Origin of the sequence: Thermoanaerobacterium sp. R66 (assembly GCF_028895185.1) — a bacterium.
GTDB lineage: Bacteria > Bacillota > Thermoanaerobacteria > Thermoanaerobacterales > Thermoanaerobacteraceae > Thermoanaerobacterium.
The window spans coordinates 902,150-922,829 of record NZ_JAEUWW010000001.1 but is presented as its reverse complement, the minus strand read 5'-3'; the positions used below and the strand labels follow the sequence as shown (position 1 = coordinate 922,829).

The following is a 20,680-nucleotide window of genomic DNA, read 5'->3' as shown; positions in this document are numbered from 1 at the left end:
AATTACGAGTATTTAGATGTGTTTACTATTAATTATTTTTGTGAGGTGTTAATATGGATCGATTAGATATGTTGGAATCTCAAAGTATATACATATTAAGAGAAGCTTATAAAAGCTTTGGAAAACTTGGTATGTTGTGGTCGATTGGGAAAGATTCTACAGTTATGTTGTGGCTTGCTAAAAAGGCTTTTTTTGGACATTGCCCGTTTCCTTTTATTCATATAGATACGACGTATAAAATACCTAAAATGATAAGATTTAGAGATAAGATTGCAAAGGAGTATAATCTCGACCTTATCGTCTATACAAACTGGGATGCTATAAATAATGGCATGGGGCCAGAGAAAGGCAGATTAGTTTGCTGTAAGGCACTAAAAACAGATGCATTGCAGCATGTGATAGATAAGTATAAATTTGAAGGATTGATTGTAGGTGTGAGAAGGGATGAAGAAGGTTCGAGATCAAAAGAAAGGATTTTCAGTGAACGAAATAAAGAGTCTGAGTGGAATTACACAAACCAGCATCCAGAGCTTTGGGATCAGTTTAAGACGGATTTTCCAAAAGGTAATCATATCAGGGTACATCCTATATTAAACTGGACTGAATTAGATATTTGGCAATATATAAAGAGGGAAAACATACCGGTGGTGGATTTGTATTTTGCAAAGAATGGTAAAAGGTACAGAAGTCTTGGATGTGCACAATGTACAGGACAAGTAGATTCAAATGCTGCAACAGTTGATGAAATTATTGAGGAACTAAAGCACACAAATATAAATGAACGGGCTGGAAGAGCACAGGACAAAGAAGATGCATATGCAATGCAAAAACTGAGGAAAGACGGCTATATGTAAAGGAGGAGAAAAATGGTTGAAAGTAAAGAAATTTTTAGAATAGTAGTTGTAGGCCACGTTGATCACGGAAAGTCCACAGTTATTGGAAGGCTTTTGTACGACACAAAGTCATTGCCGGAGGGGGCCATTGAAAAAGTAAAAAGAATATCAAAAGAAACTGGTAAGCCATTTGAATATGCGTATTTATTAGATGCTTTTGAAGAGGAACAGAAACAAGGCATAACCATCGACACGACGCAAATTCAATTTCATACAAAAAAGAGAGATTACGTAATAATAGATGCACCGGGACATGTAGAATTTTTAAAAAATATGATATCTGGTGCAGCTAACGCAGAAGCTGCGTTACTTGTTATAGACGCCAATGAAGGTGTGAGAGAACAGTCAAAAAGGCATGGGTACATCCTATCATTGCTGGGCATAAAAAAGGTTTATGTTTTGGTTAATAAAATGGACTTAATAGATTATTCGGAAGAAAAATTTTTAGATGTAAAAAGCGATATGGATGTTTTTCTAAAAAGCATTAATGTCTTTCCACAAAAATATATACCCGTATCCGCTTTTTATGGTGAGAATATAGCTTTAAGGTCAGAAAAAATGCCGTGGTATAAAGGTGATACAGTCTTAGATGCTTTAGATATTTTTGAAAAGGATAAAGAGATAATCGATAAACCACTGAGGTTACCTATACAAGATGTTTATAAATTCGACAATAGAAGGATTATTGCCGGTAGGATAGAATCTGGCGTACTTAATGTAGGAGATGAAATAGTAATATATCCAAGCAAAAGAACGTCTAAAATAAAATCTATCGAATACTGGCAAGAAAAAGACAAAACGGCAAAAGTTGAAGCGGGAATGTCAGTCGGAATTACGCTTTTTGATGAGTTTTTCTATAAAAGGGGAGAATTTATAACCCGCAAGGACGATGAGGCTCCACTGGTAGGAGATACGTTTAAGGCGAATATATTCTGGATGGGCGAAAAAAGGCTGACAATGAATAAAAGATATAAACTTAAATTAGTTACACAAGAAACAGAATGTGAAATAGCCGCAATTAATAGAGTAATAGATGCTTCTACGCTTTTTTCCAATGATAACGCAAAAGAAGTAAATACTAATGAAGTCGCTGAAGTTGTGATAAAGACCAAAGATAAAATTTGTTTTGATGAATTTAGAAATAATCATGTAACAGGCAGATTTGTTATTGTAGATGGCTATGATATAAGCGGTGGAGGAATTATAAATGGCTTAGAAATTTTAGGTGTAGCAAATAAATTTGTAAAAGGAAATGTGGAACTTCCGATAACCTGCTTTGATGAATACTATTATTTAATACCATCTAACGAGATAAAAAAAGTAGCTGTTGAAAGAAAACCCTATAAAATAGGTGATGATTTGCCTGTAAATGGAGACACATATTATTACCCTGATAATTTTGATGTCATTGACTTAAATATTGAGCTATCTGCCTTAATAAGGAATGGTAAGTTGATTGATTTAATCAATTTAAATGAGTATAAGTATGAAGGTTATCCTGTATATAGCAGTGATGGATTTTTGGTAAAGGTAAAAAATCAAGATGATTTTATCAATTTTAAAAATGATTTTAAGGAGTCAAAATACGATTTAGTTGATTTTGCAAACAAGTGGTATGACCCTATAGCTAATAAGCGGATTGTATATAAAGCAGTTTAAAAGCGGGAACTTAAGAGGTGTTTGATTTGTTTCTTGTTATTGAAAATATATCAAAAAGTTTTGGATTTGATTCAAAAGCAAATTTAGTGCTGGATAATGTTAATCTTTTAATAAACAAAGGGGAATTTGTATGTCTTGTTGGTCCTTCTGGTTGTGGAAAGTCTACACTACTTAATATAATTGCCGGCCTCGAAAGTGCATCATGTGGCAGAATTATTTTAAATGGTAGTGTAGTAAATGATGCAGGCATTGATAGAGCAGTCGTGTTTCAAGAATCTGCTCTTTTCCCCTGGCTTACAGTTATAGAAAATGTAGAGTTTGGGATGAAGATGACAGGCATCAAAAATGAAGAAAGAAAAAGAAAAGCTATGGAATATTTAAAAATGGTTCACCTTACAAAATTTAAAGATTCATATATTCATCAATTGTCTGGTGGCATGAGGCAGCGGGTTGCACTTGCAAGAGCTTTAGCCATTGATTCTCAGGTGCTTTTGATGGATGAACCATTTTCAGCCCTTGACAGTCAAACGAGAAATATCTTACAGATGGAATTGCAGCGAATCTGGATGGCTACGAAAAGGACAATTGTCTTTGTTACCCATAATATAGAAGAAGCAGTGGTATTGGCGGATCGCGTCGTTGTGATGTCCACTAATCCAGGAAAAGTTAAAAAAGAATTTAAGATAGAGCTTTCTAGGCCAAGAAAACCAGAAAGTACGGACGTAAATTACTATGTAAGGAAAATAATGGATGAGTTAAGGGAGGAGGTAGAGAAAGTTGCAAAAGCTGAATATGACGGTGATTGGAGTGTTGAAAAGGATTTGTTTCTATCTAATGTTGATAGCAATATGGGAAGCGGCATATAAAATAAATGCAGGAACCGTAAAAATCTGGAATGCAAGTATTGTACCTTCTCCAATCTCTGTTTTTCTTCTAATCATTAGACTATTCGAAACTAAAATGCTTATATATGCAATATTATCCAGCATGAGAAGACTTGTAATTGGATACTTAATATCTGTTGTTATTGGTTCTATCATAGGTTTTATAATGATTCGATTTAAATATATTGAAGAAAATTTCAGCTCGTTGATATTGGGTTTACAGACTTTACCTAATCTTGCATGGGTTCCTTTTGCAATTCTTTGGTTTGGATACAACGAAAGTACAATAATTTTTGTAATAGCCATTGGTTCTATATTTTCTATTAGTCTTGCTGTAGATTTAGGGATTAAAAACGTAAATCCGATTTATTTAAAAGCAGCTAAGACAATGGGGGCTAAAGGATATAAATTATATTCAAATGTGATCATTCCTGCCGCGCTTCCAAGTATAGTGTCAGGGCTTAAGGAAGGATGGGCATTTGCTTGGAGAGGTTTGATTTCTGGTGAGATGTTGGTATCTGCAACAGGTCTTGGACAGATTCTTTCGAAAGGAAAAGAGACATCTGATATAAGCCAGGTTGTTGCTGTAATGCTTGTAATTTTAATTTTAGGTTTAATCATAGATAAATTCGTATTTGGAAGAATAGAAAAATCAATAAGGTGTAGATGGGGTTTGATGTAAAATTTTTATATTATGAGGTGAGATATAATGAGCATAGATAAATTAGATCTTGAATTATTAAACAATGAATATAAAGATAAAAGTCCTTTTGAGATTATAAAGTATATTTATGATAAAATTGGTGCATCTCGTGTTGTATTAGCATCAAGTCTTTCAATAGAAGATCAGCTTTTAACAGATATACTATTGAAGATTGATAGTAAGGCAAGGATATTTTTTATCGATACTGGAAGACACTTTCAATCAACATATGATCTGATGGAACGAACAATGAGGAGATATCATTTTAATTACGAAGTGTATACTCCTGAAAGCCAGGACTTAGAGCCATTGATTAGAAAATATGGTCCGAATCTTTTTTACCAAAGCGTTGATCTTAGGAAAAAATGCTGTGAAATTAGAAAAGTAAAACCGCTAAAAAGAGTTCTTGCTACGGTTGATGGATGGATATGTGGCTTAAGAAGAGAACAATCTGTAACTCGTGAGAATATAAATATATTTGAGTGGGACTACATTCATTCTATATATAAGATAAATCCCATTGCATTTTGGACTGAAGATATGGTTTGGGAATATATAAAAAAAGAAAATATCCCTTACAACAGCCTTTATGATAAAGGCTTCAGAAGCATTGGATGTCAGCCTTGTACAAGGGCTGTAAAGCCTGGAGAAGACGTTAGAAGCGGAAGATGGTGGTGGGAAGATCCAGATAAAAAAGAATGTGGACTTCACATTCAAAATAAAACTGTTGAATAAGCAAACATCAAAAAACTCGTTTAAACTATGCATTTTAGATGCATAAACTTGAACGAGTTTTTTTGATGTTATATGCAAAAATTCTATACGTTTGATAAAAATTTTAGAAGGAATTTCTATACTTTTATAGAAAATATGTATAATATAAATGCAAGTGGTAAGGGAGGTGATGCTTTGAAAAAGAATAAAAATTTTATTAGACTAATTGGTTTATTAGTAGTAGCTATCGTGTTATCAATAATTGTAGGCAAATATTTTTTTGCAAAAACAGTAAATTCTGAAGAATTCTTAAGAGATAAATACTCAAATAAACCCAATTATAGTATCAAAGTGCAAAAGACAAACAAGCATTTTTCAGGTTTTCTCGGACAAGATGGAGAAAATATTTATTTAGATTTGTTTAGAGATGGAAAATACTTTGGAGGATCAGTAGCATCAATAAAGCAAAGAGATTTGGTATGGGTTTATCAATTTCAGCAATATGAAACTCTTGTTGTTGTTTATGGATATAATCCTGATTTAAATTATCTTTCATATTACCTTGAGATTTCCAGCACTACTACTGAACCCAAAGTAATTAAAAAGGATATATCGAAAGAAAAATACATCCTTGATATATATGTACTTGATACTAAGTATAATGGTACAGCTAATCTTCAACTTGCTAGAAAAAACTAATGAATAATAATATAGCAAAATTAAAAAAGCAGGATCCCTACATCCTGCTCTTTTATGATGCGTAAAACAGCAACCTTTAAATTTCTTTGTTATTATATAAAGACTTTTTTTATCTTAATAAAATAAAATTATTGGCTTATCTTTGGTGCCGAAGGTGGGACTCGAACCCACACGGTATCGCTACCACTGGATTTTGAGTCCAGCGCGTCTGCCAGTTTCACCACTTCGGCACGTCACATTAGATATATTATCATATAAAAACTAAAATTTCAATACCTAATTTAAAAATGTTGATTATTTTGTTAAGACGGGATAATATATATGTATCGAATACATGTGTGGAGTGAATTTTATGGGCAATGAAATGAATGATAGCAAGGAAAAGGCAGTATTAGTGGGAGTAATTATAAATGATGATGATAATGAAAGCATGGACGAATTAAAAGAGCTGGCAGAGACAGCCGGTGCAGAAGTTGTAGGTGTAATGACACAATCAAGAACGAACATAGATAGGACAAGTTATATAGGTAAAGGCAAGCTTATGGAATTAAAAGAATTCATTGAAAATAATGATGTTAGCATGATAATTGTTAATGATGAGCTTACGGGTATCCAGATTAAAAATATCGAAGATGTTGTGAATAAGAAAGTAATCGATAGGACAGGTCTTATTCTAGACATTTTTGCGAAAAGAGCAAAGTCGGCAGAGGGCATACTTCAAGTTGAACTTGCTCAGTTGAAGTACAGATTGCCGAGACTTCAAGGAATCGGAAATGATTTATCGAGGTTAGGTGGTGGTATAGGGACAAGAGGTCCCGGTGAGACAAAACTTGAGACAGATAGGCGACATATTAAGGAGCGAATAAGAGCGATCGAAGCAAAAATAGATGATTTAAGAAGACACAGAGAGCTTTTAAGAGGGAGAAGGAGAAAAAATGAAGTTCCTGTTGTAGCCATAATAGGATACACAAATGCTGGCAAATCTACATTGATGAATGTACTTACAAATGCTTCTGTCTATGCTGAAGATAAGCTTTTTGCTACGCTTGATCCAACAGCAAGGAAACTTGTTTTGCCATCTGGGCGAGAAATTGTTTTGATTGATACAGTTGGATTTATAAGAAAGTTGCCACATGATTTAGTGGAAGCTTTTAAGTCTACATTGGAGGAGCTAAAATATGCAGATGTCTTACTTCATGTTATAGATATATCTGCGAAAGATGTAATGCATAAAATCGGTGTAGTTGAGGGTGTTCTTAAAGCTCTTGATGTCATTAATAAGCCTAAGATAAATGTTTACAACAAATCCGATCTTTTGGACAAGGTGCCTGAAAACAAAGGTGATAGTGTATATATTTCTGCTAAAGAAAGAATTGGGATTGATGAATTGTTAAAGGCGGTTGACAGATTTGCATACAGTGATTTGTTTATTTTAGATTTCTATTTCTCTTACGCAAATAGTAATGAATACTTGTTTTTGAAGAAAAACTCTAAAATTTTAAAAGAGGAGTATGATGAAAAAGGAATCAAGATAAAAGCACAAGTAAGTGCGATGGAGAGAAATGTGTTGAAAGATTTTATTGTCTCTTGATAGCGTTATATTCAGCACTTTCTTGTGCTTTTACATTTTTTACAATCTGAACTATGTTTTTGTATGCTTTTGTCACTCCATATGATACAAGAGGTCTTCCTATTACAGGCATTTTCAAAGCTATGGACGTGAAACCACCTATTTTCATTATCCAGTTTGTAGCAGATGATGTATCAATAATAAGCAAACCATCATTTGTATTGAATAAATGATAATATAGATCTTTTAAAGCTGGCTCCACGAGTTTTTTTCCGTTTTTTACGCCTAAAGAATATACGTTGTTGCCATATTCATCTGTACCTATTAAGACTATATGACCTGTATCATTTTGACCATTTAATCTGTCAAACATAGGAATTCCTTCAATTTCTGATTTTGAAGGAATTTTATCTGTTGGCAGCATCCCAATATGGATGTAAGAAGCTATAACCGATGTATGAGTTCCTCCGTAACAGTGGTATATAATATGCATTCAAATCGCTCCTTTCAAATATATTTTTGATTGAATCTATATTAATTATTCTAAGACTTTTAACCATTTTTAGAAACGAAGATAAATTTATACATAATTTTCTTTTATTGTGGAAATAATAAAATAAAATTAAAAATAAAATTTTAGAAGGAATTTAAGAGTTTATAAAGAATATTATATAATAAGCAAATATTGTGATTAAATCACAATAAATATAAAAAGCTTAGGGGGCTTATATATGTTAATAAGAGAATGCTCTGGTGGAGTTGTATTTAGGGGAGATGAGGTATTTCTCCTAAAGAATGAAAAAAATGAGTGGGTATTGCCTAAAGGCGCAATTAGAAACAATGAACTGTCTGTTGATGCAGCATTAAGGAGAGTACGGGCTGAAACCGGCTTAAAATCTTTGAATGTCCTGTCTACTGCTGGTGAAACTAGTTACGAATTCTATTCTGTTACACGTCAACGTCCTGTCTACAATAAAATCACATGGTATTTAATGTCTACAGATGATCGAGAATTCAATATTAGCAGTGAAGATGGCTTTTCAGACGGCGGCTTTTACCCAATTGAGAAGGCTTTGGAACTTATAACTTATAGTCAGGACAGGGCTTTAGTAAACGTTTCTTATTACAAGTACAAATCTTTAAACAAGGTTATTGCATAAAAATAAAAGCCTTATGGCTTTTATTTTTATGCAAAAGTTTGGTATAATTTATTACGAGGTGGTAGTTTGCTCTATACTTATAAAACGATATATAAATATGGATGTAAAGAAGTAGAAATAAAGCGATCGCGGTTTATAGGACACGCAAAACCTGTACAAAACGAAGATGAAGCAATCGAGTTTGTAAATAGTATAAAAAGTGCTCATAGGGATGCTACTCACAATGTGTATGCTTATATTTTAGGAGAAAGGGATGAGGTACAGAGATATAGCGATGATGGGGAGCCTTCTGGCACAGCCGGCGTACCTGTTTTAAATGTTATAAAGAATGAAGGATTAAAAAATGTAGCTGTTGTTGTGACAAGGTATTTTGGAGGTATACTGCTTGGTGCTGGTGGCTTAATAAGGGCTTATGTCAAGAGCGCAAAGTTAGGGCTTGAGGCTGCAACTATCGTTGAAAAGATCCTGTTTAAAAGTTTGTACATAACTGTAGATTACACTATATTTGGCACAGTACAAAACGAGTTGTTGAAAAATAATTATATAATTAAAAATATCGAATACACTGACAAGGTTATATTGACTGTGTACGTTAAATATGACGAAAGAGATGACTTTATAAAGCATATTATAAATTTGACAAACGCAAAATCTATCATTAAAGAAGGAAATGATTTATATCTCTATAAAACGGGTGATAAATATTTAGAATAATCATTTTGTACCTTGTATAGAATTTAATAAAATCAATTTGAATTGCCACATATTCTGGGGGTGCATTAAATGAATTATTACAAAGTCTTGATTTCATGTGGTCATTTAGGCAATTCAAAAGAAATAACTGTTACAAGGTACTTTAAAGCTAAAAATATAATAGACGCTTTTGAAAGCGGCAATAGAATGCCGAGAGCCAAAAGAAAACATTCCCATACATCTGTTTTACTTGTTAAACCTATTGATGAAATGTCATATATAAACGGAAAATGCCAAGAGAGGACAAATAAGTATCTAATGATAAGATAATTTGAAAGGTGTGATAAAATGGATTATGTTGAAGAAGCTCTAAAGAGAAAGGTATGGGCTGTTGTAGGTGCTACAGATAGAAAAAATAAGTTTGGGTACAAGATATACAAAAATTTAAAGTTGGAAGGTTATACTGTTTATCCTGTTAACCCTAATTATGAAAGTGTTGATGGTGATAAGTGCTACGAATCATTATCAAAGCTGCCAGTTGTTCCTGAGGTTGTTGATATGGTTGTATCACCTAAAATAGGTGATGCTTTTGTTGAAGAAGCGGCAAAACTCGGTGTGGATATTATTTGGTTTCAGCCGGGAGCTGAAAGCGATGAACTGATTGAAAAAGCTAACAATTTAGGACTTAATGTTGTTTACAATACGTGTGTAATGATGGAGACAGATAGGCGAAAATAATCAAGTTTCGCCTCTGCCATCCCAATTGATGTCATTTGTAACATAATAGTTTTCGCATACTTCCAGTTTAGATCTATTTATTTTAAATTTTTTACTTGATTTTTTTATTTTGCGCTTTTTCATTTTGTTTTTCACCTATCTTTTGCTTTGATATTATTTCGTAAATTCCCATGATAAATAGGAATACCGCAAATAGCCTTTTTAACATGTATGAATTGATGTAAATTGATATATATGAGCCGATAAGACTTCCTACTAAACCGCTTAATATTATATTTAAAATAATATTTAAAACTACATTTTTTTGCTTTAAATGATATAGGAGTGCGATGGTGGCTGTCGGAATGAATGATAACAAATTTACACTTTGAGCCATGTGTTGCTCAATATTTGCAAAAATCGTCAAACTTGGGATTAAAATTGTTCCACCGCCAATACCCATACCTCCAACGATACCAGATAAAAAACCTATTATAAATAATTTCATTGCATTGTATCCCTTTCGAATTTATTTAGTCAATAAAATCCTTATAGACGCAGCAATCATTATTATTCCAAATATTTTTCGCAAATACTTTATAGGTACTTTATTTAAGATAGATGCACCTAAAAGACCGCCTACTACACTGCCCAGTGTAACATTTAAAGTTATCGGCAAGTTGAATATGCCGCTTTTAATGTATATGATAGAGCTAAAAATCGTCAGTGGAAGAATTATTGATATCGCTGTCGCATGTGCTTTATGGTCTTCGATTCCAAGCAAAAAAACCATAAAAGGTACGATGATAGTTCCACCGCCAGCTCCAAATAGTCCATTTAAAACTCCAGTCATAAAGCCAATGAGTATTAATTTTACATATCTTTTCATTTCATCAATATCACCTTAAACTTTTTATTATATTATTCTTGCATAATTGACATAAGATATGTATAGGTTTAAAATTTTTATGTGTTAGTCTTAATGATATGACTGATTTTTTGATGCGATTTTAAATTTACTTATGAGGCTTTTTTTGATAAAATAATTTTGGCACAAAGTAAAGTATTTCGGTAATATGTCAAGGGGTGATTGAAAAAAATTAAAAAATTTTTTTAAAAAAACAGCTAAAAAAGAGCATAGCAAAGCTAACCATTACTAAAAACAGCAATGGAAATATATGTTAATTGTGGGAATGAGATATTATGTTAGTATTTACAATCATCTCCTTTCATTGCTGGTGGTTTATAAAGTTTTTCTTCGCGCAGCAGAGCAAAGACTAACCTTACAGCTTTGCGTGCCGTTAAAACTAAAGCACGTTTGTGTTTATGAGTTTTACCTTCATTAAATTTGCGAGCATAGTATTGTGAAAACTCAGGACAATATTTCCTAAGTTGGTCGGCTGCTTGAATAAAGTAATATCTGAGATACTCATTACCAGTGCGTTTTAAATATGTGTCCTCCGCTTTAAAATCCGCAGACTGGTATTCTGACCAATATATGCCGGAAAACTTTGCAAGGGCATTATCATTATCAAACCTTGATATTCCGCCTATCTCAGATATTAGGCCAGCTGCTATAGTTGGACCAATGCCATTTACTGAAGTAAGACAAAGAAATTGATTCTTAAATCCTTTGACTTCATTGGCAATGGTCTTTTCAGAAGCTTTCTTCTGCTTTTCAAGATACTGTATATTATCAAGACACGACTTGATAACAAAATTCAAAGAATCATTTACATTAGCGTTGATTCTATAAGATTTGCGTACAGCATCTTGGAGTAATTTAGCCGTAGTATTAGGGTCATTAAAATGGTCTCTGCCTTTATCAACTAAAAAGGCAATAAGATCTTCAAGCGGTCGAGCCGCAATATCATCAAGAGTTAAAAACTCATTAAATATTTCAGTAGCAGCCGTACCAAAATTATTGCTAAAAACTTTAATCTGACATAAGCCACTAAATTTAAGAAACAGATTACTTAGGAAATAATTTTTCTCCCTGACAATACTATCAACAATGTGAAAGCGATGGCGGGTAAGCCTTTGGAGAGCAAGGTATCTAAAATCTACAGGACAAGATTTAGGAAGCCTTCCAAACCTTAATTTTTCAGCAATAACAAAAGCATCAACCCAGTCGTTCTTAGGCAAATCGCCAAGAGACTTTTTAAAAGCCTTGACAGTATTAGCATTAAAAGTAGTTACAGAAGGATTAAAAGGCTTCAAAGAAGCATGGTCAGCTAAATAATACTGAATATGCCAACCATAGACTGAAGTAGATTCTAGGCCAATAAAAACCTTCTGAATGTTGTATTTATTACAACAATCCAAGATATGAGACACTAAAATATCGCAACCAGAAGGATTATTATCTACAGAAAAACGAGGGCAAGCATCGTTACCGTCTTGGTCGAGAATATGAACCTTGACATCATCCAAGCTTATATCCATGCCTACGAAAAGTTTATTCAAAGCTATAGCACCTCCTTTCAAAGGTAATGGTGTAAATTGAAAGTTAATTTGAGATAACCTAGCGACCAGATTATGTAGCAACCTCGCAATTAGCTATTAGTATATAAACCTGAGTCCTCTGCTGCCAGGGGTTTATATACGACAAAGCAGATTTCGCGTGAGAAAAGGCAAATCTGGTGTAGGGACCATACTTTAAAGAGCGGAAAAACCGCATGGAGGACAAAAGCCTGTCCCATATTAACTTTACAGTATAATAATGCTACAAGTTATCTCAAAAGTAAACATAAAGGCCGTAAAATAAAAGATGTGGCGGCATGTGCCATGTACTTAATTTGATATTTTAGATACATGGCAATAGATGTGATTTCTAAATGATGATTTTAAAAAGAGGTAATTTCCAATTATCAATGTGTTTTATTAAATTTTAAGAAGTGAGACAAATTTATTGTCTACAAAAATAATTATACGAGGAGGTTTATTTTTATGTCTGGACATTCAAAATGGGCTAATATAAAGCACAAAAAAGAAAAGATGGATGCGCAGAAAGGGAAAATATTTACAAAACTTACAAAAGACATAATAATGGCGGCGAAAGAAGGCGGTGATCCTGAGACTAACAGCAAATTAAGGGATGCTATAGAAAAAGCGAAAGCTAATAATCTTCCAAACGAGAACATACAGAGGGCTATAAAGAAAGGCACTGGAGAGTTAAGCGGTGGTAATCTGGAGGAAGTCGTTTATGAAGGATATGGACCTGCAGGTTCTGCAATAATAGTAGAGGCTTTGACAGATAACAAGAATAGGACTGCTGGAGATATAAGGCATATATTTGATAGAAGCGGTGGAAGCTTAGGTTCAACTGGATGCGTCGCTTGGATGTTTGACAAAAAAGGCATTATAACGGTGGAAAAGAGTGATAATATCGATGAAGATGAATTGGCAATGGTTGCAATAGATGCAGGAGCTGACGATTTTTCATCTGATGGCGATGAATATGAGATTTTGACGGATCCTTCTAACTTTCAAGCTGTTAAAGATGCAATAAATAAGGCTGGATATGTCGTGTCTTCCGCTGAAATAACGATGATTCCGCAAAACAGGGTAAAACTTTCTGATAGCGATTATGAAAAATTTGAAAAATTCATAGAAAAGTTGGAAGAAAATGATGATGTGCAAGAAGTATATCATAACGTCGATATGCCAGATGATGAGGAGTAGAAGAAATGATTACATTTCTTCTATCTCCTTTTTTTCTTTTTCTGTCAGTATTTTTTCTAAATTTAAGTTTATAATCAGGCGTTCGTCATAGCTTACTACTGATTCTATGTATTCTTTTCCTATTCCTGCTATGATATCTGGTGCTTCTTTTATAGATTCAGGCTCTACGTGCAATACTTCTGTCACAGAGTCAACGATAAATCCAACAGATTTTTCATTGATCTTAATGATTATTATTCTTGTGTCATCGTCGTATTCTGTAAGTTTCATGTTTAGTCTTTTCTTAAGATCTATGATTGGTATTACTGTGCCCCTTAGATTGATAATGCCTTCTACAAAGCTTGGCACATCAGGTACTTTTGTTATTGACTGCATACGGATTATCTCTAATACATCCATTATATCTACGCAAAATTCCTCGTCGTTTAATTTGAATATAACAATTTGATTTAGCATATTATATTAATCAACTCCTTTCAAATGATAATATTCGATATAATTTTACAAAATCCTTCAAAAAATTTTAGTATAAAAAATTTTTTATTGGGTATAATTACAAAAAAGTTAAATTGTAATGGTGAAGGTAGGTAATTATTGTATGAAATATTTTATAAGGAAAATCATACCTATTGTATTGATTTTTGTTGCAATTTTTTTAGCAGGATACTTGTATTATATAAGATATTACAATCATTCTTCAAAAATGCCGCAATATACCAATACAAAAGTCAATAGCATTCTTACAAATAGCAGTGTCAGCCCAAATGGAAAATTGATTTTCGAGACGTTATATAAAGGAAATGGAGATATAATAAAGGAAGAACAGAAAATAGGTGTTTCGATTGCTGGCAAAAGCAAAGACGAAATTGCGAAAATTTATAATGGATGGAGTATTAAAAAATTTGACAGTGAAGAAGTGATACTTTACAAAGAAGAAGATGGTTTTCCACCAGGTTATTACATAATTTCCAGCTTGAATGGGTATGTGTCATTATATAAATCAGATGGAAATGGTGGGAAAACCCTTGTGGAAAAGACGGACATTTTGGTAAATAATTTAAATCCAAACGATAAAGAGAGGATTTTAAACAACATTGTTGTGAAAGATGCGGATGAAGCGTACTCAATACTTGCAAATTTAAGCAGCTAAACTCCCGATATTTTAGGGAGTTTTTTCTTGTCTATGTACGATGTAGATGTTAAAATAGTATACGAGGAGGAATTTGATGAGAATTATTGGTATTGATCCTGGAATTGCAATTATGGGCTATGGAATAATTGATGACAATGGCGGAAAATTTAAGGTTTTGGAGTACGGGGCTATTACAACGCCAGTTGGAGCTGAAAAAAGTTTGAGGCTTAAAGATGTGTACGATGGTATAAAGTCTCTGATTGAAAAGTATAGGCCTGATGTGATGGCCATTGAAGAGCTTTTTTTTAACAAGAATGCTAAAACTGTCATAACTATAGGTGAAGCAAGAGGCGTGGCTATTTTAGCTGCAGTAAATTGTGGAATACAAGTGTTTGAATATACTCCATTGCAAGTAAAACAATCTGTAGTAGGTTACGGGAGAGCTGAAAAAAAGCAAGTTCAGAATATGGTAAAGGCAATCTTAAGGTTAGATGAGATACCAAAACCAGATGATGTTGCCGACGCGCTGGCAGTTGCACTTTGCCACAGCAACAGCAATATTTTGAATGCGAAATTGGGGTCATTAAAATGATAGATTACATAAAGGGTCATATTGTTGAAAAAGGCATTGACTACGTTGTTATTGAAACGCTTGGCATAGGTTTTAAAATAATAGTGCCAAGGAGCACTTTAAGTCAGTTGACAAATACAAGTGAGATAATTAAGCTTTATACATACATGCATGTTAAAGAGGATGGATTTCAACTTTATGGATTTTTGACGACAAATGAAGTGGAGATTTTTAAAAAATTGATAGCTGTAAATGGCGTTGGACCTAAAGCAGCAGTTTCAATATTGTCGACAATTTCCATTGAAAGTTTTTATGATGCCATAAGAAACAGCGATTCAAAGGCTATAGAAAAGTCACCAGGCATTGGCAAAAAAACTGCACAGCGGATTATATTGGAGCTTAAAGACAAGTTAACATTTGCTCATGATGTAAAACTTGATGATTTGTCAAATGATGTGGTTGATGCGCTGTTATCACTTGGATATACAAAACAAGAGTCTATAAAAGCATTAGAAGGAGTGGACTGTTCAAATTTAGAGTCTGCTTTAAAAGAGGCATTGAAAAAGCTTATGAAATAAGGTGATAAAATGGAGGAGAGGATTTTAACGCAGAATTTTACGCCGGAAGACGCCTCCGAGTATTCTTTACGGCCAAAAAGATTGTCTGAATACATAGGACAGATGAAGATTAAAGAGGAACTAAAAATTTACATAGAGGCAGCTAAGATGAGAAGTGAACCATTAGACCATGTACTGCTTTTTGGACCACCTGGTCTTGGCAAAACTACACTTGCCAACATTATATCAAATGAGATGGGTGTTGGCATTAGAATAACTTCGGGACCAGCCATAGAAAGAGCAGGAGATTTAGCAGCGATACTTACTAACCTACAAGAAAATGATATTCTTTTTATTGATGAAATACACAGGCTTAATAGAAGTGTGGAAGAAATTTTATATCCAGCTATGGAAGATTTTGAATTAGATATAATAATTGGAAAAGGACCAAGTGCAAGATCGCTGCGGCTCGATTTGCCACATTTTACTCTTATAGGAGCGACGACAAGGGCTGGACTGATGACTTCTCCTCTAAGGGACAGATTTGGTGTAATCATGAGGTTGGAGTTTTATTCTGTTGAGGAATTAAGTGAGATCATAAAAAGGTCATCAGCCATATTGAATATAGGTATCAACGATGAGGCTGCTTATGAGCTGGGTCGCCGTTCCAGGGGAACGCCAAGGATAGCCAATAGGCTTTTAAAGAGAGTGAGAGATTTTGCTCAAGTGAAGGGCAATGGCTTTATTGATTTTCATATAGCAAAAGATGCCCTTGATATGTTGGGCGTAGATGATATGGGACTTGAGTATATAGATAGAAAAATGTTAAAATCTATCATCGAGAAATTTTCTGGAGGGCCTGTCGGCATTGACACTATTGCAGCTTCAATTGGTGAAGAAAGCGATACTATTGAAGATGTTTATGAACCATATTTGATGCAGATTGGATTTTTAAACAGGACTCCAAGGGGTAGGATAGCGACAAAATTGGCTTATGAGTATCTCAATTACAGCTTACCTGAGTGAGGGATCAATATGTTTCAAGAATTTGGAAAAGTGTTGATGGGCATAGGCATAGTGCTTACAATAGTTGGTGTAATATTATTTTTTGGTGGAAAGTTCGGAATTGGACATTTGCCTGGTGATATTGTTTTTAAGAAAGGCAATTTTACTTTTTACTTTCCATTGATGTCGTCAATAATTTTAAGCGTTGTTTTGACTTTGCTACTATGGCTTTTTAGAAAATAAACGTAAAGGGGTCATGATTGTGAGGTTTAAAAAGTTTATTTCATTTTTCTTACTTTTTACACTTGTTTTGATGAGTACTGTAAGCTATGTAAACGCCAGTGTAAATATGCCGTCTTTGATAAAAATAGGGCTTTTTTATGCTTCTAATTCGTTGCAGTCTTATTCAATAGTTTCTTCAAGCGGATTCAAAGTAGGCGTAGACGATGGTACTGGCAATGTAAAAGCAATATACAATATTTCATATAACAATGTTCAGGTAATAAAAGATGACAACTTTTACTTGCAAGAAGGCAATTTTCCTGATCAAGCGACGGCGGACGGACAACAAACAAAATTAAGTTCTGACGTTTCAAATTCAGTTGTGGGATATGATGGCAATTATCATATTTACATTGGACCGTATTCAAGCCAGTCTGATGCAAACTCAGCAATGAATAGCCTTAAATCTAAATTTTCGGATGTTAAGTTGGTATCTCCAAACAATCATATATTAATAGTTCAAAATGGAAAATCTGTATTTCTATATACAGCAAGTAATCAGTTTTACCTTATGGATACATCTGGAGATGGACCAGTATCTATTAATGGGAAAAGATACAGAGGGTACTTTGAATTCATAAGGCAACAAAATAGCGACATGACTGCGATAAACGTTTTGCCACTGGAGGAGTATTTGTATGGCGTTGTTCCTGCAGAAATGCCTGCCTCATGGAATATAGAAGCTTTAAAAGCACAGGCTGTAGCGGCAAGAACTTATGCGGTGTACAATATTGGGAAATACAGCAAATATGGATTTGATTTAACAGATGATGTAAGCTGCCAAGCATACAACGGGTACGATGGAGAAAATCCAAATACAAATAAGGCTGTTGATGATACAAAAGGAGTAATAGCAATATACAATGGTCAGCCTATAGAAGCCATATTCCATTCACATAGTGGCGGTTATACAGAAGATAGTGAAAATGTCTATACAAATAGCGTTCCCTACTTAAGAGGCGTTGAAGATAAGTATGTCTTCGGGTACAATGAAGCCCTTGACAATTGGACTGTGAGTATTACCGCTGATTCTGTTGCACAGAAATTAAAAGACAGTGGCATTGATATAGGCAATATCACAAATATTCAAGTTACCAGCAAGAGTTGGACTGGTAGGGCTATACAGGTAACGATTTATGGAGATAAAGGTAATTATGTTTTAAATAAAAATGATATAAGAAATTTTTTTGGACTTAAAAGCAATATGATAACAATAAGTGGGAATGGCAGTGCTTCAAATAGCAATACTGTTTATATTCAGTCACAACAGGGCGTTGTAAGTAAATCATTGTCTGGCTTAACAGTCATGTCTGCAAGTGGGCAAAAGATTGTTGGCAACAACGATTTGTACATTTTAGGACAAAGCAAAACGGTTAAAATTACCAGCCAAAATGGATTGTCTACTATATTTACTATAAATGGCAGTGGATACGGACATGGCGTTGGGCTGAGCCAATATGGAGCTCGTGGAATGGCAGATCATGGGTATAATTATATAGACATATTAAAATACTACTATAAAGGAATCGATGTTTATGATACAATAAACAATAAGGCTTTATAAAATTTACGCAGAAATTTGGAGGCATTATTATGAATTTGCACGAATTTTACTATGATTTACCTGAAGAGCTTATTGCACAAGAACCTCTTCAAAATCGCGATGAATCAAGATTGATGGTTTTAAATAAAGCTACAGGTGAAATAAAGCATGATATTTTTAAAAATATATTAACCTATTTAAAACCGAATGATGTTCTTGTTTTAAATGATACAAAGGTCATACCGGCAAGATTATACGGCGTTAGAGAGGACACTGGGGGAAAAATAGAATTTGTTCTTTTAAAAAGACTTGGAATTGATGAATGGGAAATATTAGTAAAACCAGGGCGAAGAGCCAAAATAGGTTCTAAGTTTATTTTTGGCAATGGAGAACTGAAAGCTTTAATACTATCAGATACAGATGCTGGCGGGAGAATTGTGAGATTTAGCTATGAAGGTGTTTTTGAGGAAGTGCTTGATAAACTTGGCGAGATGCCTGTACCACCATACATAAAGAAAAAATTGAAAGATAAAAACATGTATCAGACAGTGTATGCAAAACATGAAGGTTCTGCTGCAGCTCCTACTGCTGGCCTTCACTTTACAAATGAGCTTTTAGATAAGATAAGAGAATTTGGAGTTAAGACGGTTTTCATAACGCTTCATGTAGGACTGGGCACATTTAGACCTGTCAAAGAGGAAGTAATTGAGAACCATAAGATGCACTCTGAATTTTATATTGTAAATGAAGATGCAGCGGATGCGATTAATGCTGCCAGAAAGGCAGGTGGCAGGATAATATCAGTCGGCACTACATCTACTCGAACTTTAGAGACTGTTGCCGACGATGATGGAATTATTCATGCTGGCAGTGGGTGGACTGACATTTTTATTTATCCTGGATATAAGTATAAAGCAATAGATGGCATAATAACAAATTTTCATTTGCCTGAATCAACGCTTATCATGATGATCTCTGCATTTGCTGGAAAGGAGAATGTCATGAATGCCTACAAGACTGCCATAGAAAATAAATATAGGTTTTATAGTTTTGGCGATGCTATGCTGATTATTTGATTAGGAGGAAACGATGACGGCTATAAAATACGACTTATTAAAAAGAGAAAAAAATACAAAAGCAAGACTGGGAGTGCTTCACACTCCACATGGGGATATTGAGACGCCTGTTTTTATGCCAGTTGGCACTCAAGCAACTGTGAAGGCCATGACTCCTGAGGAACTTAAAGAAATTGGGGCTAATATAATATTGAGCAATACATATCATTTATATTTAAGGCCGGGTCATGAGCTTATTAAAAAAGCTGGCGGATTGCATAAGTTTATGAATTGGGATAGAGCTATACTGACTGACAGCGGTGGATTTCAAGTGTTTAGCTTAGGACCACTTAGGAAAATCACGGAAGAAGGAGTCGAATTTCGTTCACATATAGACGGTTCAAGGCATTTTTTGACGCCAGAAAAAGTGATAGAGATAGAAAATGCATTAGGTGCAGACATTATAATGTCTTTTGACGAGTGTGCGCCATATCCCGCTGATTATGGCTATGTAAAAAATTCTATGGAGCTGACACTAAGATGGGCTAAAAGAGGGAAAGAGGCACATCAAAATACGGACAAGCAAGCGCTTTTTGGGATTGTGCAAGGTGGTACTTACGATGACTTGAGAAAAGAATGTGCTAATAGATTAGTTGATATGGATTTTCCGGGATATTCTATAGGTGGATTAAGCGTTGGCGAAGAAAAACAATTGATGTATCATGTAGTAGATCTAACGACAGATTTTCTTCCTCAAGACAAACCTCGATATCTGATGGGGGTTGGAAGTCCAGACGATTTGATAGAAGGGGTAATAAGAGGAGTCGATATGTTTGATTGTGTTTTGCCTACACGTATAGCGAGAAATGGAACAGTTCTAACCAGCACAGGTAGGCTTATAGTAAGAGATGCTCCACATGCTGAAGAGTTTATTCCATTAGATGCCGAATGTGATTGCTATACATGTAAAAACTTTTCAAGGGCATACATAAGGCATCTTTTTAAAGCTAATGAAATTTTAGCAGCAAGGCTTGCAACAATACATAATTTAAGATTTTTGACAAGACTTATGGAAGGCATTAGAGAGGCAATTAAGCAAGACAAGCTGCTTGAATTTAAATCACAATTTTATAAAAAATACGGGTACAAGGAGGAATAA

25 protein-coding genes and 1 tRNA gene are annotated in these 20,680 nt (G+C 34.2%); 20 read left to right on the top strand and 6 right to left on the bottom strand.

The features are described 5' to 3' along the window. Nucleotides 1-53: 53 nt before the first annotated feature. The 6 genes from cysD to JJQ93_RS04560 all read left to right on the top strand — a co-directional run bounded on the left by cysD (nt 54) and on the right by JJQ93_RS04560 (nt 5,552). The gene (gene cysD / locus JJQ93_RS04585) at nt 54-854 is read left to right on the top strand and encodes a sulfate adenylyltransferase subunit CysD (RefSeq protein WP_274892877.1); all 801 of its coding nucleotides are present in this window, start codon (nt 54-56) and stop codon (nt 852-854) included. 12 nt (nt 855-866) lie between these two features. Continuing rightward, the gene (locus tag JJQ93_RS04580; protein WP_274892876.1) at nt 867-2,552 is read left to right on the top strand and encodes a sulfate adenylyltransferase subunit 1; all 1,686 of its coding nucleotides are present in this window, start codon (nt 867-869) and stop codon (nt 2,550-2,552) included. Between the two features lie 17 nt (nt 2,553-2,569). Then, a complete protein-coding gene (locus tag JJQ93_RS04575) occupies nt 2,570-3,418 on the top strand; it encodes an ABC transporter ATP-binding protein (RefSeq protein ID WP_274892875.1) in 849 nt (282 codons plus the stop codon). Next, on the top strand, nt 3,387-4,118 hold the full coding sequence (locus JJQ93_RS04570; protein ID WP_274892874.1) for an ABC transporter permease: 732 nt from the start codon (nt 3,387-3,389) through the stop codon (nt 4,116-4,118). Before JJQ93_RS04575 ends, JJQ93_RS04570 begins: the two co-directional genes overlap by 32 nt. Before the next feature lie 27 nt (nt 4,119-4,145). Continuing rightward, nucleotides 4,146-4,874 (top strand): phosphoadenylyl-sulfate reductase, encoded by a 729-nt coding sequence (locus JJQ93_RS04565; RefSeq protein ID WP_274892873.1) that lies wholly within the window; start codon nt 4,146-4,148, stop codon nt 4,872-4,874. A 174-nt stretch (nt 4,875-5,048) separates the two neighbouring features. After that, entirely contained in the window at nt 5,049-5,552 is a 504-nt protein-coding gene (locus JJQ93_RS04560) for a hypothetical protein (protein WP_274892872.1), read from the top strand. Between the two features lie 143 nt (nt 5,553-5,695). On the opposite strand, the gene JJQ93_RS04555 is transcribed toward JJQ93_RS04560, so the two are convergent. After that, nucleotides 5,696-5,782: transfer RNA gene (locus JJQ93_RS04555), tRNA-Leu, on the bottom strand. A gap of 122 nt (nt 5,783-5,904) precedes the next feature. Here JJQ93_RS04555 and hflX point away from each other — a divergent pair. Then, nucleotides 5,905-7,143, top strand: coding sequence for a GTPase HflX (gene hflX / locus JJQ93_RS04550; RefSeq protein WP_274892871.1), 1,239 nt, complete (start codon nt 5,905-5,907; stop codon nt 7,141-7,143). Here the strand turns inward: hflX and JJQ93_RS04545 are convergent. Beyond that, the gene (locus JJQ93_RS04545) at nt 7,130-7,615 is read right to left on the bottom strand and encodes a DUF3189 family protein (RefSeq protein ID WP_085112076.1); all 486 of its coding nucleotides are present in this window, start codon (nt 7,613-7,615) and stop codon (nt 7,130-7,132) included. The genes hflX and JJQ93_RS04545 overlap by 14 nt on opposite strands. A 238-nt stretch (nt 7,616-7,853) precedes the next feature. On the opposite strand from JJQ93_RS04545, the gene JJQ93_RS04540 reads away from it, so the two are divergent. The 4 genes from JJQ93_RS04540 to JJQ93_RS04525 all read left to right on the top strand — a co-directional run bounded on the left by JJQ93_RS04540 (nt 7,854) and on the right by JJQ93_RS04525 (nt 9,713). After that, nucleotides 7,854-8,282 carry an NUDIX hydrolase gene (locus tag JJQ93_RS04540; protein WP_085112075.1) on the top strand — a complete coding sequence of 143 codons (429 nt, stop codon included), beginning with the start codon at nt 7,854-7,856 and terminating at the stop codon, nt 8,280-8,282. 66 nt (nt 8,283-8,348) lie between these two features. After that, a complete protein-coding gene (locus JJQ93_RS04535; RefSeq protein ID WP_013788215.1) occupies nt 8,349-8,996 on the top strand; it encodes a YigZ family protein in 648 nt (215 codons plus the stop codon). A 69-nt stretch (nt 8,997-9,065) separates the two neighbouring features. Further along, nucleotides 9,066-9,305, top strand: coding sequence for a hypothetical protein (locus JJQ93_RS04530; protein ID WP_013788214.1), 240 nt, complete (start codon nt 9,066-9,068; stop codon nt 9,303-9,305). A gap of 18 nt (nt 9,306-9,323) precedes the next feature. Beyond that, a complete protein-coding gene (locus JJQ93_RS04525) occupies nt 9,324-9,713 on the top strand; it encodes a CoA-binding protein (protein WP_085112073.1) in 390 nt (129 codons plus the stop codon). A 91-nt stretch (nt 9,714-9,804) separates the two neighbouring features. Here the strand turns inward: JJQ93_RS04525 and JJQ93_RS04520 are convergent, their stop codons facing one another. The 3 genes from JJQ93_RS04520 to JJQ93_RS04510 form a co-directional block, all read right to left on the bottom strand. Continuing rightward, nucleotides 9,805-10,200 carry a sulfite exporter TauE/SafE family protein gene (locus JJQ93_RS04520; RefSeq protein ID WP_274892868.1) on the bottom strand — a complete coding sequence of 132 codons (396 nt, stop codon included), beginning with the start codon at nt 10,198-10,200 and terminating at the stop codon, nt 9,805-9,807. A gap of 21 nt (nt 10,201-10,221) precedes the next feature. Beyond that, a complete protein-coding gene (locus JJQ93_RS04515) occupies nt 10,222-10,581 on the bottom strand; it encodes a sulfite exporter TauE/SafE family protein (protein ID WP_085112071.1) in 360 nt (119 codons plus the stop codon). Nucleotides 10,582-10,898: 317 nt separating this feature from the next. Next, complete coding sequence (locus JJQ93_RS04510; RefSeq protein ID WP_274894051.1) at nt 10,899-12,137, bottom strand: IS110 family RNA-guided transposase; 1,239 nt, start codon at nt 12,135-12,137, stop codon at nt 10,899-10,901. 504 nt (nt 12,138-12,641) lie between these two features. On the opposite strand from JJQ93_RS04510, the gene JJQ93_RS04505 reads away from it, so the two are divergent. After that, nucleotides 12,642-13,376 carry a YebC/PmpR family DNA-binding transcriptional regulator gene (locus JJQ93_RS04505; RefSeq protein WP_085112070.1) on the top strand — a complete coding sequence of 245 codons (735 nt, stop codon included), beginning with the start codon at nt 12,642-12,644 and terminating at the stop codon, nt 13,374-13,376. 9 nt (nt 13,377-13,385) lie between these two features. Here JJQ93_RS04505 and JJQ93_RS04500 read toward each other — a convergent pair whose 3' ends face one another. Further along, on the bottom strand, nt 13,386-13,832 hold the full coding sequence (locus JJQ93_RS04500) for a chemotaxis protein CheW (RefSeq protein WP_013788209.1): 447 nt from the start codon (nt 13,830-13,832) through the stop codon (nt 13,386-13,388). A 142-nt stretch (nt 13,833-13,974) separates the two neighbouring features. Here JJQ93_RS04500 and JJQ93_RS04495 point away from each other — a divergent pair, with 142 nt between their 5' ends. The 8 genes from JJQ93_RS04495 to tgt all read left to right on the top strand — a co-directional run bounded on the left by JJQ93_RS04495 (nt 13,975) and on the right by tgt (nt 20,680). Then, the gene (locus tag JJQ93_RS04495; protein WP_168170178.1) at nt 13,975-14,526 is read left to right on the top strand and encodes a hypothetical protein; all 552 of its coding nucleotides are present in this window, start codon (nt 13,975-13,977) and stop codon (nt 14,524-14,526) included. Between the two features lie 76 nt (nt 14,527-14,602). Then, the gene (gene ruvC, locus JJQ93_RS04490) at nt 14,603-15,100 is read left to right on the top strand and encodes a crossover junction endodeoxyribonuclease RuvC (RefSeq protein WP_085112068.1); all 498 of its coding nucleotides are present in this window, start codon (nt 14,603-14,605) and stop codon (nt 15,098-15,100) included. Continuing rightward, a complete protein-coding gene (gene ruvA, locus JJQ93_RS04485) occupies nt 15,097-15,657 on the top strand; it encodes a Holliday junction branch migration protein RuvA (protein ID WP_085112067.1) in 561 nt (186 codons plus the stop codon). The genes ruvC and ruvA overlap by 4 nt, the downstream gene beginning before the upstream one ends. A 9-nt stretch (nt 15,658-15,666) precedes the next feature. Next, complete coding sequence (gene ruvB, locus JJQ93_RS04480; RefSeq protein ID WP_085112066.1) at nt 15,667-16,662, top strand: Holliday junction branch migration DNA helicase RuvB; 996 nt, start codon at nt 15,667-15,669, stop codon at nt 16,660-16,662. 9 nt (nt 16,663-16,671) lie between these two features. Then, complete coding sequence (locus JJQ93_RS04475; protein WP_274892867.1) at nt 16,672-16,884, top strand: DUF2905 domain-containing protein; 213 nt, start codon at nt 16,672-16,674, stop codon at nt 16,882-16,884. A gap of 19 nt (nt 16,885-16,903) precedes the next feature. Continuing rightward, the gene (locus JJQ93_RS04470; RefSeq protein WP_274892866.1) at nt 16,904-18,487 is read left to right on the top strand and encodes a SpoIID/LytB domain-containing protein; all 1,584 of its coding nucleotides are present in this window, start codon (nt 16,904-16,906) and stop codon (nt 18,485-18,487) included. Between the two features lie 29 nt (nt 18,488-18,516). After that, entirely contained in the window at nt 18,517-19,542 is a 1,026-nt protein-coding gene (gene queA / locus JJQ93_RS04465) for a tRNA preQ1(34) S-adenosylmethionine ribosyltransferase-isomerase QueA (RefSeq protein ID WP_274892865.1), read from the top strand. A 13-nt stretch (nt 19,543-19,555) separates the two neighbouring features. After that, on the top strand, nt 19,556-20,680 hold the full coding sequence (gene tgt, locus JJQ93_RS04460) for a tRNA guanosine(34) transglycosylase Tgt (protein ID WP_274892864.1): 1,125 nt from the start codon (nt 19,556-19,558) through the stop codon (nt 20,678-20,680).